The organism is Bradyrhizobium sp. AUGA SZCCT0182, from assembly GCF_018130185.1.
Classification (GTDB): Bacteria; Pseudomonadota; Alphaproteobacteria; order Rhizobiales; family Xanthobacteraceae; genus Bradyrhizobium.
Genome location: NZ_JAFCLY010000002.1, coordinates 190,948 through 205,447, shown reverse-complemented (window position 1 = coordinate 205,447; position 14,500 = coordinate 190,948). Strand labels below are relative to the sequence as shown.

Here is a 14,500-nt window from a genome sequence, read left to right as displayed (position 1 = left end):
TGGGGCGGAAAAAGGCGAGGAAAACAGGCCGGGGAACACGCTTGCCACGACACTTTCTTTGCGTACGATAACGCCCGGAAACAACAAGAAAATAAAGGAAACGGGCATGACAAGCCGGATCGGGCCGTATCGCGTCTCGGCCTACAACACTTCCAAGCATTCCGAGAACAAGATGCACGATGACACGGTGGCGAAGCGCTATGGTTTTAGCGGCGGTCTGGTGCCCGGTGTCGATGTCATGGCCTACATGATGCACCTGCCGGTCGCAAAATGGGGCCGGGCCTTTCTGGAGCGTGGCCTGATCGAGGCGCGCTTCGTCAAGCCAGTTTATGACGGCGAGCAGGCCGACGTCATGGGCGAGGAAACCAACGGCGTGCTTGAGCTCCAGGTCGAGAGCCGGGGAGATATTTGTGCGACCGGCACAGCTTCGCTGCCATCGGCAGCGCCATCATTTTCGCTTTCCGACTTTGTCGAGGTCGCAGCCGCAGGCGAGCGCAAGCCGGTCGATGCGTCGTCCTATGCACTGGGTAAATGGCTCGGCGCGGCGCCGCGCACCTGGGCGACGGACGCGGCAAAACAATATCTGGCGGATATTCGCGAAACCGAAGTGATCTACGCGCAGGAAGGACTCGGCCACCCCGGCCTGTTGCCGCGGGTGATGAACATGGTGCTGGTCGACAACGCCGTTATGGGCCCATGGATTCATGTCGGCACAAGGATGCAGCTCCTGTCAGCGGCCCGCATCGGGGATGAATTGACCGCGCGCGCCAAAGTGATCGGCAATTACGACAAGAAGGGCCATCGTTTCGTCGAACTCGATGCGCTGGTGGTCGCCAACGGCAAGACACCGCTGGCGCATTGCCACCACACCGCGATCTACCAGCCGCGCGAACAGGTGGCGGCGTAACCATGGGCATTACCATCGACTACTATCTGTCGCTGAACTCGCCCTGGACCTACATGGGCAGCGGCCCGTTCGCCGAGATCGCGCGGCGCTATGGCGCGGAAGTCAACGTCAAGCCCGCCAAGTTCGGCCCGATCTTCGAGCAGACCGGCGGGCTGCCGCTGCCAAAGCGCTCGCCGCAGCGGCAGGCTTACCGGCTGATGGAGCTCAGGCGCTGGCGCGAGGTGCGGGGACTTCCGCTCAATGTCGAGCCTAAATTCTTCCCCAGCGATGACGCGGCGGCGACGCGCCTTGTGATCGCGGCCAAGCTGCAGGGCAAGGACGCTCATAAATTGTCGCTGGAGCTGGCGCGCGCCATCTGGGAGCGCGAGGAATCGTTTGCGGACCCCGTGGTGATGGCATCATCAGCGCAACGCGCCGGACTCGACGCCGCCGCGCTGCGCGCCGGCGGCCCGTCGGACGCGGAACTCGATGCGCTGTACGAGCAGTACACGCAGGATGCTCTGAAGGCGGGCGTGTTCGGCGCGCCCAGTTACGTCTTGCCCTCGGGCGATATCTTCTGGGGCCAGGACCGGCTGGAGCTCCTGGAGCGCGCATTGAAGCTCGCCGCCTAGGCGGCGTGCTTCACATCTCGAAGACGCGACCGGGATTGAGGATGTGATGCGGATCAAGCGCGCGCTTCAGCGTGCGCATGGTCTCGATCTCCTCCGCGGTGCGGCTGAGCTTGAGATAGGGCCGCCTGGAGATGCCGATGCCGTGCTCGGCCGAGATCGAACCGCCGAAGTCGCTGGTGAGGCCGAAGACCAGTTTCTTCATCTCCTCATGCTTGTCAGCCGGAGGCGAGTATTTTGTGTTGACGTGCAGATTGCCGTCGCCGACATGCCCGAGCACGATGGTGTAGGCGTCCTTGTCGACCGCCTTGATCGCCTTTGCGACCGCTTCCGTGAACGGTTCCATCTGGTCGATGGCGAGGCTGATGTCGAAGCCGACGGTGGGCGCGGTCGCCCGGCTGAGTTCGACGCTGGAATCGCGAACCCGCCAGATCGCGGCTGTAGAAGCACCTGAATTGGCAATGATCGCATCGAGGATGATGCCTTCACCCAGCGCCTCTTCGAGCAGTTGTTCAACGTCGGCGCGGAGGCGCTCGGCGTTGCTGCCCGAGGATTCCATCAGCAAATAGAAGGGATGGCTGGCTGGCAGCGGCGCGGCGACGCCTCGAACCAGCTGCGTCACGAGGCGGTAATAGCTGTTCCACATCACCTCGAACGCGGTCAGTTCGCCGCCAAGCCGCTTGCGCGCCAGGTCGAGCATCGCCCGCACCTTGTCGAAACTCGGCAGCGCGCAAAGCACCACCTGTTGTTCGGCCGGCGCCGGGAAAATCCGCAACGCCGCGCGGGTCACCACGCCGAGCGTGCCTTCGGTGCCGATGAACAATTGCTTGAGGTCGGTGCCGGTGTTGTTCTTGATGTATTTGCGCACGCCCTTGAGCACGGTGCCGTCAGCAAGCACCGCTTCGAGCCCAAGCACGAGATCGCGCGTCATGCCGTAGCGGATCACCCGGTTGCCGCCGGCATTGGTCGAGATGTTGCCGCCGATCGTGCAGCTGCCGCGGGCGCCGAGATCGAGCGGGTACATGAAGCCGTCCTGCGCGACGCGCTCGTGCACGCGTTGCAGCGGCACGGCGGCCTGGGCGATGACGACCCCGCCGCCGGTGTCGACCTCTTCGATCGCGTTCATGCGCTCCATCGACAGCACGATTTCGCCGGCCATCGGCATGGTGGCGCCGACGAGTCCGGTCATGCCGCCCTGGGTCGTGACCGCAACGCGCGCCCGGTGGCAGATCGCCAGGAATCGCGAGACGTCCTCGGTCGAGCGCGGCCGCATCACCGCAATCGGCGGAGGGACGGGGATGCCGGCTATATCGGTGTAATAGCGCGCATCGATATCGGCGCCGGTCAGGACCGTTGTCGCGTCGAACGTTGCGCGGAGTTCACCGATGATGGCTGGTTGCATCCTATGCCGCCTTCCTCGCCTTGGCCTCCTGGATCGCACGCCAGACGCGTTCTGATGTCAATGGCATGTCGATCTGCGAAATGCCGTACTCCGACAGCGCATCGATCACGGCATTGACGATGCAGGCGAGGCTGCCGGCGCAGCCGGCTTCGCCGCAGCCCTTGGTGCCCAAAGGATTGGTCTTGGCCGGCGAGGGGTGATCGGCGGTTGCCATCAGCGGAATGTCGCCGGCGCGCGGCATCGCGTAATCCATGAAAGAGCCGGTGATCGGCTGGCCGCTGGAATCGTAGCTGACTTCCTCCATCAGCGCCTGGCCGATGCCTTGCGCGACGCCGCCATGCAGCTGGCCGTCGACGATCATCGGATTGACGATGGTGCCGAAGTCAGAGATCCCGGTGTAGCGCACGATTTTCGTAACCCCGGTGTCGGGATCGATCTCGACTTCGGCGACGTGGCAACCATTGGGGAACGTCGACGGCGTGTCCTTGGTGGCGTGATCGACGTCGAGCGTATCGGGCACGCCCTCCGGCACCTTGCCGTCGCGCAGCCGCTGCGCCAGTTCCATGATGCCGATCGAGCGGTCGGTGCCGGCGATGGTGAAGCGGCCATTGCCGAATTCGATGTCGCCCTCGCTGGCTTCCAGCAGATGCGCCGCCGCCTGCTTGCCCTTGGCGACCACCAGCGCCGCGGCTTCGACGATCGCCTGACCGGTCGCGGTGATCGAGCGCGAGCCACCGGTGCCGTTGCCGAAACGCACGAGATCGCTGTCGCCCTGTTCGAGCGTGACCTTCTCGAAGGGTACGCCGAGCTCTGCGGACAGTACCTGCGCAAACGGCGTGGCATGCCCCTGGCCGTAATCGAGCGTCCCGGTGGTTAGCTTCACCGATCCGTCCGGCTCGAAATTGATCTTGCCGAGTTCACCGCTCGGCGGTGCGGTGACTTCGAGATAGGAGCCGACTGCAATCCCGCGCAGTTTGCCCTGCTTCTTGCTTTCCTTTTTGCGCTTGGCAAAATTGGCGTGGTCGGACAATTCCAGCGCCTTGGCGAACACGCCCTGGAAATCGCCGCTGTCATAGGTGACACCGGATGCCGCCGGGAACGGCAGTTGCGCCGGCTTGATGAAGTTGCGCTTGCGCAGGGTGAGCCGGTTGATGCCCATTTCATCGGCGGCGCGGTCGATTAGCCGCTCCATGTAGTAATTGGCCTCGGGCCGGCCGGCGCCGCGATAGGCGCCCATCAAGGTGGTGTTGGTCAGCACCGTCTTGATGTCGACGCCGAGCAGCGGCGTACGATAGACGCTCGCAAGATTCTTGGCGGTGTTGAGCGACAGCGGGCCCGGCGCCACGCCGGTGATGTAGGCGCCGAGATTGCCATAGCCCTTCAGACGCACGGCGAGGAATTTACCCTCGGCGTCGAGCGCCAGTTCGCAATGCATGATCTGCGCGCGGCCGTGGCTGTCGGACAGGAAGCTGGTCGAGCGCTCGTCGGTCCACTTCACCGGACGGCCCAGCACCTTCGAGGCATGCGCGATGCAGGTGTATTCCGGATAGTTCATGTTCTTCATGCCGAACGAGCCGCCGACATTGGCGGTCAGGATGCGAACCTTGTCGTTCGGCACGTTCAGGATTTTTGCAAACGTGACCTTGTTGCCGGAAACGCCCTGGGTCGGCACCTGGATGGTGAAGCGCTCGCTGGCCTTGTCGTAGGAAGCCAACGCCACGCGCGGCTCCATCGACACCACGGCGACGCGGGTGTTGACGATATCGAGCTTTGTTACATGCGCGGCGCCGGCGAATGCCGCATCGATCTTCGCTGCATCGCCATAGTGATAGTCGAGCGCTGTGTTGTTGGGGATGTGATCGTAGAGCTGCGGCGCGCCGGGTTGTGCCGCTTCCTCGGCACTGGTCACCGCGGGCAGCGGCTCGATATCGAGCTCGACGGCTTCCGCCGCATCACGCGCCTGCGCCAGCGTTTCGGCGACGACATAGGCCACGGGATCGCCGACGAAGCGCACCTTGTCGGTCGCCAATGCCATGCGGTTGGTCTGCAGCAGCGGCGAGCCGTCGCGGCTCTTCAGCGGCAGACCGCAGGTGAAGGGGTTGTAGCCGGCGGCCATAAGGTCCTGGCCGGTCCAGGCGCCGAGCACGCCCGGCATGGTCCGCGCGGCCTTGATATCGATGCCGCGGATGATTCCGTGGGCGTGGCTGGAGCGCACGATCCAGGCATAGGCCTGGCCCGGCAGGCTGAAATCATCGGTGTATTTGCCCTTGCCGCGGACCAGCGTGTCGTCTTCCTTGCGGCGCACAGGCTGCCCGACGCCGTATTTTTGCACTGCGATAGCGTTTTCCAGCGACGACGGCGACGTATGATCTTGCATCGAAAAATACCTGAAATGCTTGGATTTCCGCGACTTTCGCGGGCTCGGAACCAAATAACCCACCGATCCCCCAGCGACAACGCCTGTTTGGGCATGGTCCTATGTGATGGGATGTTGCGTAGGCCCTTGGCGCTGCTAAAGTTTCCGTGAGCGCTCATTCTTCGGCGGCAGCAAAGCCGCGGAAAGACAGTTTTGATGAACGAGGATACGCGGCTTGCCGATGGCCTTGCGGCCCGCGCAAGCCCGTCAGGGTCTGCTGTGGCAGGGGCGGAAAGCGGCGTCTACGCCGCGCTCGACCTTGGCACCAACAACTGCCGGCTCCTGATCGCCTGTCCGGCCGGCGACGGCTTCCGCGTGGTCGATTCGTTCTCGCGGATCATCCGGCTGGGCGAGGGCATCTCCTCGACCGGTTCCATCAGCGAAGCGGCGATCGACCGTGCCATTGCGGCCTTGAGTATCTGCAGCGACAAGATCCGCTACCGCAAGGCCCGGCGCCTGCGGTTGATCGCAACCGAAGCCTGCCGCGCCGCGGCCAATGCCGAAAGCTTTCGCGAGAGGGTGGCAAAAGACACCGGCATCCGGCTCGAGGTGATCGATCGCGAGACCGAGGCGACGCTCGCGGTGATCGGCTGCTCGCCGCTGCTCGACCCCAAAGGGCGAGGCGCCATCCTGTTCGATATCGGCGGCGGATCGACGGAACTGGTCCGGATCGAGCGCGATCCAGGGGAAGAAAACGCCGTCCCGCGGATCAAGGCATGGATGTCGATCCCGCTCGGCGTCGTCACCATCGCCGAGCATTTCGGCGGCAAGGACGTCACGGCCGAATCCTATGCGCGGATGATCGCCGAGGTCGCGCAATACGTGGCGCCGTTTGCGGCCGAGCATGGCGGTGATCTGCGTGACATGCATCTGCTCGGCACGTCGGGCACCGTGACGACGCTGGCCGGCGTGTTTCTCAATTTGCAGCGCTACGACCGGCGCCGCATCGACGGCATCTGGATGAACAATTCCGACGTCACGTCGGTGATCCAGCGGCTGCTCGGCATGAGCTATCAGGAGCGCGCCAACAACAATTGCATCAGCATTGAGCGCGCCGATCTGGTGCTGGCCGGTTGCGCCATTCTCGACGCGATCCGCGACGCGTTCCCGCTGCCGCGGCTGCGCGTCGCCGACCGCGGCCTGCGCGAGGGCATGCTGGTCGAAATGATGCGGGAGGACGGCGCGCTAAGGTCGTGCTAAGGCGGCGCACGTGCGGCCTGGCTTACCTCACCCCGCTTGCGGGGAGAGGTCGGATCACATCGCAGATGTGATCCGGGTGAGGGGGTACAGGTCCATCAACTGGAACCAATTTCGCGGATCGAGCCCCTCACCCCAACCCTCTCCCCGTGAAGAACGGGGAGAGGGAGAACCACTGTATCGCGTTTCAATAGTATCCAAAGGCAAGCATCCGCATGGCGAAAGACACCACCGGCCGGTTGCACGTCACGGTCAAGTCTGGTGGCAAGCGCAAGCTGTCATCAAAGCTCTGGCTGGAACGGCAGCTCAACGATCCCTATGTGGCGCAGGCCAAAAAGGACGGCTGGCGCTCGCGCGCGGCCTACAAGCTGATCGAGATCGACGACAAGCATCGCTTTCTGAAGTCAGGCATCTCCGTGGTCGATCTCGGCGCGGCCCCCGGCGGCTGGAGCCAGGTCGCGGCCAAACGCATCGGGGCGGCCAACGGCAAGGGCAAGGTGGTCGCGATCGATCTGCTGGAAATGCCGGAAGTGCCGGGCGTCACCTTCGCGCAGCTCGATTTCCTTAGCCATGACGCGCCGGAAAAACTGCTGGCGATGATGGGCGGCCGCGCCGACGTCGTGCTGTCCGACATGGCGGCCAACACCACGGGCCATCGCAAGACCGATCAGCTCCGCATCATCGGGCTGGTCGAAACCGCGGCGGCGTTCGCCACCGAGGTGCTCAATCCCGGCGGCACTTTCGTCGCAAAAGTGTTTCAGAGCGGCGCCGAAGGCGAACTGCTGGCGCAGCTGAAGCGCGATTTTGCCACCGTCAAACACGTCAAACCGGCGTCAAGCCGACAGGACTCGTCCGAGCGCTACGTGCTGGCGATGGGCTTTCGCGGCGGCGCGAAGTCACAGCAATAAGTTTCCCGTCATTGCGAGCGAAGCGAAGCCCGGTCGGAAGCATGGATTGCTTCGCTTCGCTCGCAATGACGAAAGACTTCCAACAAAAGAGGCCGCCTGATGTGCGGCCTCCTGTCGGTCCGATGTGCGAATGATCAATATTTGTTCCAGGGACCGAACGGAATCGGAAACGGGAACGGGAACGGAAACGGGTCGGTCGGAAAGGTCGGGCCGGTCCCGGTCGGAAGCCGCGGTCCGGTCTGCTTGATCATGCCGCCAGCGACCTTGTTCAGTTCATCGAGGCTCAGTTCATTCTTGGTCATGTCAGTCTCCTGTTGGTTTGGGATTGATCGTTAGCCGATGGTCCAACGCGCGAAGACGTCCTTGAACGTCCAGTCGCCGGTCGGGTACGGCGGGGGCACCGGGCGTCCCGGAATGCAGCCGCCATGCTGGACGCCGCCTGCCACCGCTTCCAGCGCGGCGTCGTCGAGCAGACGAACCGGCTGATCTGAATTCCTAGAGTTCACCATTGTCGTCTCCCGTGTATCCTTGAAGCGAGACCATTCCCGCCATCCGTGATCACAGGGATACGGCATGGGCCGGCCCCTTGCCGTGACCGACGTCACACAGCAAGACGGGGCTTATTTCGGCTTCAAATGGGAGCGCTTGGCCAGCCCGCGGCGGCTAGAGCCTTTCCGTTCCGATGGAATCGGAACGGGGCTCTGGATTCTTGTTTTGACGCGTTTTCTTCACGCGAACCGGTGTCCACGTCGCTGGAAAACGCTCTAGCCCTTGGTGAACTGCCTGAAGTCCGGCTCGCGGTGGAACCAGAATTCGTAGCCTCCGATGTTCTTTTGCATCGCGACGTCGTGGATCGGCTGGTTGAGCGGAATCACCGGAACGTCGCGCATGCACAGCGCAATGAACGCCTTCACGGTCGTTTCGTACTCCGCGGCATCGGTCGCAAAGCGCGCTTTGTCGATCAGCTTGTCCATCTCCTTGTTCTGGTACGAGGAGATGTTGAAGATCGAATTGTTGCCGTGGAAATTCCAGTAGAAGTAATATTCGGGATAATCGAGCCAGCCGCTGAATCGGTTGAGCGCCCGCGGCAATTCCTTCTTGTTCAGCGTCGTCCGCCAGTTGGCGCCCGGAATCTTGCTGATGTCGGCCTTGATACCGATCTTGGCGAGGCTCTCCTGAATGAGCACGATGGTGGGCTCGCCGACCGTTGCCGTGCCGGTGTCAAGCGAGAGCGTCGTCTCGAACCCGGTCTCAAAACCGGCCTCTTTCATCAGCGCCCTGGCCTTGTCGAGGTCGGTGACATAGGGGAAGGGTTGTGGCCATATCGGCTTTGAGATCTCAGTGGGGCCGCCATACATCGGAACGGCGCGGCCGAAGAAGGCGCTGCTCTGGATCTGTTCGTAAGGCATCGCCCAGGCGAGCGCCTGGCGCAGTTTGACATTGTCGAACGGCGGCTTGGCGGTATTCAGCGCCAACGACCAAAGCGCATTCGGGATCGGCACGCCGGAGACCTTGACCTTGCCGTCCTTGTTGACCTGATCGAAATCACGAGGGGCAAAGCCGCTCGAGAGATCGGCATCGCCGCGTTCCAGCGTGGCCCGCCGCGTGCCGGCGGAAGGGATGTCCCGCATGATAATGCGTTTGATTTTCGGAAGCGGGCCGCTCTTCCAGTCGTCGAAGCGCGTCAGGACGGTCTCGGTGCCGGGCTTCCAGCTGTCAAGCTTGTAGGCGCCGCCGCCGGCCTCGTTGTTCTTCAGCCAGCTCAATGCCCAGGGATCCTCTGGCGTCGCATTCTTCTTCGCCAATTGCGAATTGATGATGAAGGGGACGACGACGGCGACGTTGAACAGCAGCAGTTTGTCCTTGCGGACATAGTCGATCCGGAAAGTGTGGTCGTCGACGACGACGAACTGTTCCGTTTTTTCCAGCGAGCCCGCCGACATCTGAAAGGTGGGAAAACCGCCGACCTTGACCGCGCGATCAAACGACCATTTGACGTCGCTGGACGTGACCGGCGTGCCGTCGTGAAACTTTGCGTCCTTGCGCAGCTTGAAGGTGCAGGACATGCCGTCGGCCGCAGCTTCCCAACTCTCGGCCAGTTCAGGCGCGAGTTTTTCGCGGTCGTAGGACAGCGTCCCGTCGGGCAGCGTTTTTGACGCGTAGGTCAGGAGCCGGTCGTAGCAATTCCAGGACAGCCCGTTGACGGTCTGGTTCGAACCGACGCCCTGCATATCAAGCGAATTGGGGCCGAGCTCCTGCACGACCAGCAATGTTTCCGAGCGGCCTTGCGCAGCGGCGTCCGAACCGTGGAAACCTACGGCTGTCGCGCCGGCCAGGGTGGTCTGCAGAAAGTGCCGGCGGCTGAGGAAAAACGATGAATGCGACATGAGCAGCGATCCCTCTGCAGAACAAAGATGCTCATTTGCAGGCAAGGTCTGTGCCACAGGTGGGTAAGCGCTTCGGTACGTTGCGCCTTCATTGGGCCGGGTGCAAACATGCTGAAATCGACGCGATTGCCCGTCGACGAGGCGATCGAATGAAGCGCAGGCAGTTTCGCCGGCGGCGCGGCTTGGCGCGTCCGCAGAAGGCGTCGGTCCATGCGCGCCGTCGCGGCTCAGCTTCCAAAAACTCGCAATAACGGCCTCAGCGCCTTTCAAGCTTCGGCGCCGAGGCCGTTAGAGTCAGAAGCGCTATTCGCGCCAGCGTGTCAGCTGCAGTGCAACTGATCGCCCTTCACGGTCAGCGTACTGCCTGAGAGGACGCAGCTCGCCGCGAACCACAGCCGATGGAGGTTCTCGTAAAGGGTGCGTTCACCGCCGCTCACGAGTTCCAGATCGGTGTCGTCGAGACGATTGGTCGAAGCTTCCGTGTTCGCTTTGGTCATAGACGTTTCCCTCCTTGATTTCTGGCGAGCCCATCTCGCCAGGAGGGAAATCTTTGCCAGTGTATCGATGGATCGCAGTGATAAAAATCACATACAACCGTATGTCAGGACACGGCGCTATCGTCCCACGCCCGAACCCGGAGCAGGAGTTACCGGCGATCCGCTGGGGGAGGTATTGATTGCGGGATTTCCTGATGGATTCCGCGCGCTGTTCGCGCCGGCGGCGGCGCTGCCGGCATCGTTGCTCAAGCCGGTGGTCGAACTGCCTGTCGTCGTGCTGTTGACCGACGGTCCCGTGGTGGTGCCGCTTGTGGTCGATCCGCCGGTCGCGGTGCTGCCACCGGTGGAACCAGTACCGGTCTGTGCGAGCGCGAAGCTGCTTGCAAGTGCAAGTACCGCGGCCAATCCAAGCGTTCCGAATTTTGCGAGTTTCATGGTGTCTTTCCTTTCGAGGTACGAAAGGAAAACGGTTGCGCCCGGATATGTTTCCGGCGCCGGGATCAACTGGGTGTGACGGATCTATCCCAGCCGCTGATCGCGCGCGTCCTCGGTGCCTTCGCTGGCGGCTTTGGTCGCGGCCTTTTCTGCGCCCTTGCGGCTGGAAATCTCGACCGCTTTGCGGCCCGAAATTTCGTGCCCGGCGTCATCGGGCATCTGCCAGAAGAACCAGGCCGACACCGCCGAGATGATCGCGACCACGATGAAGGCCGGGCCGAACATGGTTGCATCCAGTTCGGTGGCGTGATGCCACAGCATGGTCGATTCCACCGAGAACGCGCCGACGGCGACGCCGGCCGAGGTCGCCAGCTGCTGGTTGACGCTCACAAGCGTGGTGGCGCGGCTCATCTGCGCCGGTTCGACTTCTGCATAAGCGACGGTGTTGATCGCGGTGAATTGCAGCGAGCGGAAGAAGCCGCCGACCACGAGGATGAGGAAGATCAGCGTCAGCGGCGTCGTGATCGTGAACAGGGCGCAGGCGGCGAGAAATACCGAGCTGATGATGGCGTTGACCGCCATCATGTTGCGAAAGCCGAAGGTGCGGATGATGCGCGCGGCCAGCGTTTTCATGCCCATGGCGCCGACCGCGGACGAGAACGTCACGAGGCCGGACTGGAACGGCGTTAGCCCAAAACCTTCCTGCATCAGCAGCGGCAGCAGGAATGGCAGCGCGCCGATGCCGAGCCGGAACAGGAAGCCGCCATAGATGCTGGCGCGCAGCGTCTGTAGCCGCAGCATCGAGAAGTCGAGGACCGGCGAACCCGTCTTCCGCGCGTGCACCATATAGAGCGCCATCGAGATCGAACCCACCGCAACCAGGCCCGCGACGACCGTCCACGGCAGGAGATTGAGCCCGGCGACCGAGAGGCCGAAGGCGATGCCGGCGAGGCCAATGCCCGCCAGCACCAGCCCGTAGAGATCGAACCGCTCCGGGTCTTCGCTGCGGATCGGATCGATGTATTTCATCGCCATGAAGATGCCGAGCAGCCCGATCGGAATGTTGATCAGGAAGATCCAGTGCCAGGAGAAATAGGTGGTGATGAAGCCGCCGAGCGGCGGCCCGATCACCGGGCCGATCAGCGCCGGCACCGTCACCCATGTCATCGCCTGCACCAGCCCGCTTTTGTCGATCGAGCGCAGCAGCACCAGTCGTCCGACCGGCGTCATCATCGCGCCGCCGAGACCCTGCAGGATGCGCGCGATCACGAAATGCGTGACCGACGTCGACATCGCGCAGCCGATCGATCCCAGCATGAAGACGCCGATGGCGATGGAAAATACCATCCGCGCGCCGAAGCGGTCGGCGGTCCAGCCGCTGGCGGGAATGAACACCGCGAGCGAGAGGAGGTAGGACGTGATCGCCAGTTTCAGCGTCAGGGGACTGGTGCCGATATCAGCCGCGATCGCCGGCAGCGACGTCGCAATGACCGTCGCGTCCATGTTTTCCATGAACAGGGCGGTGGCCACGATGAGCGGGATCAGGCGCTGTTTGTCCATCGGGAATCGGGGTGCGGGAGGGCAGGCGGGGTGAATTGGGCTGTATCACCCCGCTGTCGGACAAGCCATTGCGGAACCGTGCAAACCACCTAAATCCTGCGTGACGCCGCTAGCTGGCGCCACCGGAGACCCGACGATGATCTACCTGCTCGCCGCGCTGTTGCCGCCACTTGGGCTGCTCCTGAACGGACAGCCATTTTCGGCGATCTTCAACCTCGTTCTGCTGGTGTTTTTGCCTGGTTTTCGGCCTGTTTTTCCACGTCCTGCTGCTGGTGCCGTCGGCGCATGCGCTCATCGCGGTTCACATGAAGCGGGAGGACCGCCGGCACCGGGAGGTGGTTGAGGCGATCCGCCAGCACGGCCCGCCGCCCGGATATCAACGTTAAGGCCCTTTAACTAAGGGCTTTTCGGGAAAAGCCTGTGCATAGCGGCCAAACGCTTTGATTCGGCCGTCCGCCATGCTATCGACCACCGTCAACCCCACCGATGGGCTTCGATTCGACGGCAGCGCCGCTCGCGCAGCCGAAGGCGACGTTCATCTTAAATAATATGCGGCGGAAGGCCGCCGAAAGGAGTTGGCAAATGGCGCAGGGACTTCAGGCTATCCGCGAAGCCTACACGTTCGACGACGTGCTGCTCAAACCCGGTCTTTCCGACATCCTGCCCTCGGAGGCGGATATCCGCTCCCGCGTGACCCGCGCAATCCCGCTCAACATCCCGATCATTGCTTCCGCAATGGATACGGTGACCGAAGCGCGGATGGCGATCGCGATGGCGCAGGCCGGCGGCGTCGGCGTCATTCACCGCAATTTCGATCCCGAAGGCCAGGCCGCCCAGGTGCGGCAGGTCAAAAAGTACGAATCCGGCATGGTGGTCAATCCGCTGACCATCGGCCCCGACGCCATGCTGTCGGACGCGATGACGTTGATGACCGATCACGGCTTCTCCGGCATTCCCGTGGTCACCGGTGCCTCCAAGGGCGTTCCCGGCAAGCTGGTCGGCATCCTCACCAACCGCGACGTCCGTTTTGCCACCGACCCCAGGCAAAAAATCTCCGAGCTGATGACGCATGAAGGCCTCGTCACGGTGCGCGAAGGCGTCAGCCAGGACGAGGCGAAGCGGATGCTGCACAAGCATCGCATCGAAAAGCTGCTGGTGGTCGACGAGCAATATCGCTGCGTCGGCCTGATTACCGTGAAAGACATGGAAAAGGCGGTCGCGCATCCGCTCGCCTGCAAGGACGCGCAGGGACGGCTTCGCGTCGCGGCGGCGACTACGGTCGGCGAGGGCGGCTTTGAGCGCACCGAGCTGCTGATCGACGCCGGTGTCGACCTCATCGTGGTGGATACCGCGCACGGCCACTCCTCGCGGGTGCTGGAAGCCGTCAATCGCATCAAGCGGCTTTCCAACGCCGTGCAGGTCATCGCCGGCAACATCGCCACCAAGGAAGGCGCGCAGGCGCTGATCGATGCCGGTGCGGATGCGATCAAGGTCGGCATCGGGCCGGGTTCGATCTGCACCACGCGCATCGTCGCCGGTGTCGGCGTGCCGCAACTGACAGCGATCATGGATGCGGTCGAAGCCGCCAAGAAATCCGACATCCCCGTGATCGCCGACGGCGGCATCAAATATTCCGGCGATCTGGCCAAGGCGCTCGCCGCCGGCGCCGACATCGCCATGGTCGGCTCCTTGCTCGCCGGCACCGACGAGACCCCGGGCGAAGTGTTCTTGTGGCAGGGCCGTTCCTACAAGGCCTATCGTGGCATGGGCTCGGTCGGCGCGATGGCGCGCGGCTCGGCGGACCGTTACTTCCAGCAGGACATCAAGGACACGCTCAAGCTGGTGCCCGAGGGCATCGAGGGCCAGGTGCCGTATAAGGGCCCGGTCGGCAACGTCATGCACCAGCTCGCCGGCGGTCTTCGCGCGGCAATGGGCTATGTCGGCGCGCGCAACCTCGCCGAATTCCACGAGAAGGCGCAGTTCGTGCGCATCACCGGTGCGGGCCTGCGCGAAAGCCATGTCCACGACGTCACCATCACCCGCGAAAGCCCGAACTATCCGGGCGGAGTTTGAGCTAAGGCCCGTCATTCCGGGGCGATGCGCAGCATCGAACCCGGAATCTCGAGATCCCGGGCCTGGTCCGGACCATCCCGGAATGACGCTGCCTTCATGCGCTAGCAGCG

General features: G+C 63.1%; 13 protein-coding genes and 1 pseudogene. 7 read left to right on the top strand and 7 right to left on the bottom strand.

Annotation, left to right across the window (positions count from 1 at the left end):
- The first annotated feature begins 106 nt into the window (after window positions 1-106).
- Both JQ611_RS03325 and JQ611_RS03320 read left to right on the top strand, forming a co-directional pair.
- Entirely contained in the window at window positions 107-907 is an 801-nt protein-coding gene (locus JQ611_RS03325) for a hypothetical protein (RefSeq protein WP_212464503.1), read from the top strand.
- A 2-nt stretch (window positions 908-909) separates the two neighbouring features.
- Window positions 910-1,518 (top strand): 2-hydroxychromene-2-carboxylate isomerase, encoded by a 609-nt coding sequence (locus tag JQ611_RS03320; protein WP_212464502.1) that lies wholly within the window; start codon window positions 910-912, stop codon window positions 1,516-1,518.
- A 10-nt stretch (window positions 1,519-1,528) separates the two neighbouring features.
- Here the strand turns inward: JQ611_RS03320 and JQ611_RS03315 are convergent, their stop codons facing one another.
- Both JQ611_RS03315 and JQ611_RS03310 read right to left on the bottom strand, forming a co-directional pair.
- Entirely contained in the window at window positions 1,529-2,917 is a 1,389-nt protein-coding gene (locus tag JQ611_RS03315; RefSeq protein ID WP_212464501.1) for an FAD-binding oxidoreductase, read from the bottom strand.
- A 1-nt stretch (window position 2,918) separates the two neighbouring features.
- A complete protein-coding gene (locus JQ611_RS03310) occupies window positions 2,919-5,294 on the bottom strand; it encodes a xanthine dehydrogenase family protein molybdopterin-binding subunit (RefSeq protein ID WP_212464500.1) in 2,376 nt (791 codons plus the stop codon).
- Window positions 5,295-5,489: 195 nt separating this feature from the next.
- Between JQ611_RS03310 and JQ611_RS03305 the strand changes: the two genes are divergently transcribed.
- Entirely contained in the window at window positions 5,490-6,533 is a 1,044-nt protein-coding gene (locus JQ611_RS03305) for a Ppx/GppA phosphatase family protein (protein ID WP_212264913.1), read from the top strand.
- A 212-nt stretch (window positions 6,534-6,745) separates the two neighbouring features.
- The gene (locus JQ611_RS03300) at window positions 6,746-7,438 is read left to right on the top strand and encodes an RlmE family RNA methyltransferase (RefSeq protein ID WP_212464499.1); all 693 of its coding nucleotides are present in this window, start codon (window positions 6,746-6,748) and stop codon (window positions 7,436-7,438) included.
- A gap of 134 nt (window positions 7,439-7,572) precedes the next feature.
- Here the strand turns inward: JQ611_RS03300 and JQ611_RS03295 are convergent, their stop codons facing one another.
- From JQ611_RS03295 to JQ611_RS03280, 4 genes are all read right to left on the bottom strand, one after another.
- Window positions 7,573-7,740 carry a hypothetical protein gene (locus JQ611_RS03295; protein ID WP_212464498.1) on the bottom strand — a complete coding sequence of 56 codons (168 nt, stop codon included), beginning with the start codon at window positions 7,738-7,740 and terminating at the stop codon, window positions 7,573-7,575.
- Between the two features lie 30 nt (window positions 7,741-7,770).
- Complete coding sequence (locus JQ611_RS03290; RefSeq protein WP_212464497.1) at window positions 7,771-7,947, bottom strand: hypothetical protein; 177 nt, start codon at window positions 7,945-7,947, stop codon at window positions 7,771-7,773.
- Between the two features lie 255 nt (window positions 7,948-8,202).
- Window positions 8,203-9,825, bottom strand: a complete 1,623-nt coding sequence (locus JQ611_RS03285) for an ABC transporter substrate-binding protein (protein ID WP_212464496.1) — start codon at window positions 9,823-9,825, stop codon at window positions 8,203-8,205.
- Window positions 9,826-10,145: 320 nt separating this feature from the next.
- Window positions 10,146-10,322, bottom strand: a complete 177-nt coding sequence (locus JQ611_RS03280) for a hypothetical protein (protein WP_212034130.1) — start codon at window positions 10,320-10,322, stop codon at window positions 10,146-10,148.
- On the opposite strand from JQ611_RS03280, the gene JQ611_RS03275 reads away from it, so the two are divergent.
- On the top strand, window positions 10,306-10,836 hold the full coding sequence (locus JQ611_RS03275) for a hypothetical protein (RefSeq protein WP_212464495.1): 531 nt from the start codon (window positions 10,306-10,308) through the stop codon (window positions 10,834-10,836). The genes JQ611_RS03280 and JQ611_RS03275 overlap by 17 nt on opposite strands.
- 5 nt (window positions 10,837-10,841) lie before the next feature.
- On the opposite strand, the gene JQ611_RS03270 is transcribed toward JQ611_RS03275, so the two are convergent.
- On the bottom strand, window positions 10,842-12,317 hold the full coding sequence (locus tag JQ611_RS03270; protein WP_212264909.1) for an MFS transporter: 1,476 nt from the start codon (window positions 12,315-12,317) through the stop codon (window positions 10,842-10,844).
- 136 nt (window positions 12,318-12,453) lie between these two features.
- On the opposite strand from JQ611_RS03270, the pseudogene JQ611_RS03265 reads away from it, so the two are divergent.
- Window positions 12,454-12,703: pseudogene (locus JQ611_RS03265) on the top strand (hypothetical protein).
- A 196-nt stretch (window positions 12,704-12,899) separates the two neighbouring features.
- A complete protein-coding gene (guaB, locus tag JQ611_RS03260; RefSeq protein WP_212264907.1) occupies window positions 12,900-14,390 on the top strand; it encodes an IMP dehydrogenase in 1,491 nt (496 codons plus the stop codon).
- Window positions 14,391-14,500: the final 110 nt, after the last annotated feature.